The sequence below is a fragment of the Fibrobacter sp. genome, assembly GCA_024399065.1.
Classification (GTDB): Bacteria; Fibrobacterota; Fibrobacteria; order Fibrobacterales; family Fibrobacteraceae; genus Fibrobacter.
The window spans coordinates 1-3,626 of record JAKSIB010000075.1 but is presented as its reverse complement, the minus strand read 5'-3'; the positions used below and the strand labels follow the sequence as shown (position 1 = coordinate 3,626).

5 protein-coding genes are annotated in these 3,626 nt (G+C 47.9%); all 5 read left to right on the top strand.

Annotated features, from left to right (window positions below):
- Positions 1–204: 204 nt before the first annotated feature.
- The 5 genes from MJZ25_16400 to MJZ25_16380 are packed head-to-tail and all read left to right on the top strand — an operon-like array spanning position 205 to position 3,507.
- Positions 205–1,101, top strand: a complete 897-nt coding sequence (locus MJZ25_16400) for a cation diffusion facilitator family transporter (protein ID MCQ2125756.1) — start codon at positions 205–207, stop codon at positions 1,099–1,101.
- 30 nt (positions 1,102–1,131) lie between these two features.
- Complete coding sequence (locus tag MJZ25_16395) at positions 1,132–1,998, top strand: hypothetical protein (GenBank protein ID MCQ2125755.1); 867 nt, start codon at positions 1,132–1,134, stop codon at positions 1,996–1,998.
- A 41-nt stretch (positions 1,999–2,039) separates the two neighbouring features.
- Positions 2,040–2,438, top strand: coding sequence for a hypothetical protein (locus MJZ25_16390; GenBank protein MCQ2125754.1), 399 nt, complete (start codon positions 2,040–2,042; stop codon positions 2,436–2,438).
- 27 nt (positions 2,439–2,465) lie between these two features.
- A complete protein-coding gene (locus MJZ25_16385; protein ID MCQ2125753.1) occupies positions 2,466–2,831 on the top strand; it encodes a CidA/LrgA family protein in 366 nt (121 codons plus the stop codon).
- On the top strand, positions 2,815–3,507 hold the full coding sequence (locus tag MJZ25_16380) for an LrgB family protein (GenBank protein MCQ2125752.1): 693 nt from the start codon (positions 2,815–2,817) through the stop codon (positions 3,505–3,507). The genes MJZ25_16385 and MJZ25_16380 overlap by 17 nt, the downstream gene beginning before the upstream one ends.
- Positions 3,508–3,626: the final 119 nt, after the last annotated feature.

Genomic DNA, 3,626 nt, shown 5'->3' with positions numbered 1-3,626 from the left:
AGTTGTCGACTTTTGGGCCTCGCCGACCGTCGGGAAGGAAAAGTTGTCGACTTTTGGGCCTCGCCGACCGTCGGGAAGGAAAAGTTGTCGACTTTTTGGGCCTCGCCGAACGTCGGGGCGTTTTTGTAGGCTGTAATTCTTTTTTATTATGATACGTCCTAAGGAGATTTTTAGTAATTTTGGAGTTCGTTACACTCCCTCGTTATGGATAGCAGAACCTCTGAAATACAGCGCATCACACTTTGGGGTGCTTTGGGCAACGCGATACTCACCGTCGTGAAGTTTCTGGCGGGTGTGTTGGGTGGCAGTGCCGCTATGGTGGCCGATGCCGTCCACTCTGCCTCCGACCTCGTGAGCGATGTCATCGTGGTGATCTTTGCCCGCATCTCTGCCCACGGAAGAGACCACAACCACGACTACGGACACGGTAAGTTTGAGACGCTGGCGACGGTGGCTGTCAGCCTGCTGCTCCTCGTGGTGGGCGTGAAGATGGCGCATGGGGCTTGGGAGAAGGTGCATGCCGTGATGAGCGGCGAGGTGCTGCCGGCCCCCGACGATATCGCCCTCTGGGCTGCCGTGGTCTCCATCGCCTTCAAGGAACTGCTTTACCAATGGACCGTTCGCGTGGGACGCCGACTGAAGAGTCAGGTGGTGGTGGCCAATGCCTGGCATCATCGCACCGACGCCTTCTCCTCCGTGGGCTCACTCCTGGGCATCGGCGGCGCCATCTTCTTAGGTGGCGAATGGACCGTGCTCGACCCCTTGGTGGGCATCGTCATCAGCGTGATCATCGCCGTGGTGGCCGTGCGTATGATGATTCCTGCCCTGAGCGAACTGACAGAGGCTGCCCTACCCGATGAGACGGAGCAGCAGATTGCCGACATTGCCCTCTCCGTGGAGGGTGTGAGAGATGTGCACGACATCAAGTCGCGTCAGTGCGGGCCCTACAGCATCGCCGATTTCCATGTCGTCGTAGACCCTCAGATGCCTATCCTCCTCGCACACGATATCACGGTGAGGATTGAGGAGAGGCTGCACGAGACCTTCGGCGAAGAGATGGTTATCAACATCCACATCGAACCGTCGGAGGATTCGCTATAAAGCAAGAATGTCAATCAAACAAAACAAGGTATGTGTTTTTGGAAAGCGAATCATAACACTAAAGTTACAAAAAAACAGAAGGATGAGCTACGTCTTGACATTGATGCTATCATCAATTATGAAATAAAAGATGGCGTGGTATATGGATATCTAAATCAATATGCGCTTGACAATTGTCTCTACCAAAGAGCAAAAGAAAGAACTCATAATTTTACAGACAAGAATCAATGGGAAAATGAAAAAGATAAAAGAGCTGTTTCTCTTGAGGACATTCGCAAGAACAAGCATTCCATAAGCATCTTTCCCATTGCTGATGGAGAATTCGTATCAAACGGAGACCTTGTCCTAGTATTAGGATTGACCGACCTTTTTTTTAGTAACTATTGCTACGATAATTTCATCTCAGAATGTAATACATATTTATGTGTTGGAATAAAAATCTACTCCGACTACGAAGGATTTTTCACCAACAAGGTTGAAGACAAAAGGATTACTCCGATTATTCCTGAAAATGTAATCAAACATGGTGATTTATTATTTACTATAAAAAAGGGCAAGAAACCAGAAGAGGAAAAAACATCAACACATAAAATTGTGTTTGAATACAACATGCTTTCCAAAGACTTCCTCGAAGACATTCCCGAACTTTCCAACATAGAGATAGGAAGTTGGTTTGTCGAAAACAACAGTTTTGTTAAAGAAGGAGAGCCTATATTAGAAATCAAGGAATTATCTGTTTTCGAACCACGGTACAAAACAACAATAAAGTCACCTTACAGCGGGATATTGATTAAAAACAAATACTATATTGGAAAACTCCGCAAAGGAGATCATTTGTTCACAATAATAGAAGAAGACTCCCGACAAGAAGTTGACGATAATGAAATAAACAAATAGACCTCACATCAATCAACAAAAAACAAAAAAACAAAACTATAATGGCATTCACTCCACTTACTCCAAATGGTTCAATTGAATCAGTTTTATCATCCGGAAATGAATTACTTATGTTTGTAAACATAAAAAAATCTTTTTTTGAGGCAAACCCGAGTTCAATTTATTACAGAAAGACCATTTTTGATTGCACCAGAAAATATTGGAAATTAAATTCTAAAAAGGTCAATAAAATAGCCTATGTTCTTGGTCATGTAAACGGAATCGTTCAATGCGTTATCAAACCAACCAGATGGGAGATTTCAAAAGAGCCAGAAACTGTTGGACGTTTTATTTGTTTTGGTGAAGAACTAACGGACTCACCATTTTTAGGCAAAGACATTACTAATATAATTTCCATTGGACAAAATCCTGTTAATTATTATGAAGCCAACATTAAATAGGGAATTAAGGAATTGGCTTGAAAAAGCATGATCAGACAATGTTTCATCATATTCGGCTGTCTGGCCGTGGGCGAACTGGTGGTTTGGCTCACTGGGATAGCCATTCCGAGCAGTATCGTCGGCATGCTGCTCCTCACTGCCCTGCTCCAGATGAAGGCTGTGAAACTCGATTGGGTGAAGGGCATCTCCGATTTCCTCATCAAGAACCTCGGTTTCTTCTTCGTGCCCCCCGGGGTGGCGCTGATGCTCTACTTCGACGTCATCAAGGCGGAGCTGTGGCCTATCGTGGTGGCTACCGTGGTGAGCACCGTCCTGGTGCTTGTGGCTACGGGACTGACCGACCAGTTTTTGCGTAAACGACTAAACAGAAAAGAAGATGGAACTGCTGAGTAACCCTATTGTCTTGCTCGCCATCACGTTTGGCGTCTATTATGCTGCCCGACAGTTGCAGAAGCTGACGGGTTGGGTGGTGCTCAACCCTATCCTCGTGACCATAGCCCTGCTTATCGTGTTCCTCCAACTCACCGGCATCAGCTACGACACCTACGTGGAGGGTGGCCGTTACATCGATTTCTGGCTCAAGCCTGCCATCGTGGCTTTGGGCGTACCGCTCTATCAGCACCTCGACGAGATACGACGTCAGTGGCTGCCTATCCTCCTGTCGCAACTGGTGGGCTGCCTGACGGGACTGCTGAGCGTGGTGGGCATTGCCTCGCTCATGGGAGCCTCACGTGAAGTCATCGTGTCGCTGGCCCCTAAGTCGGTGACCACCCCTATCGCCATGGAGGTATGCAAGACGGCTGGCGGCATCCCGTCGCTCACCGCTGCCATCGTGGTGTGTGTGGGACTCTTCGGCGCGGTCTTCGGCTTCAAGATTCTTGAGGTATGGCACGTGAAGAACCCGTTCTCACAAGGCTTGAGCATGGGCACAGCGTCACATGCTGTAGGCACCTCCAGGGCGATGGAGAAGGGCGAGACCTACGGCGCCTATTCGTCGCTGGGACTGATCCTCAACGGCGTTCTCACCGCCCTGCTCACCCCTTTCGTGCTGAGGATTTTAGGCTATTAGGCGATTTTTTTAGGCGATAAGGCGATGAGGCGATGAGGCGATGGGAAGGATTATGGGGAGAAACTTCTTTTTGCCTGCGGCGCAACGTATAATTAGGCGAAAATTAACCGTAAATTAAT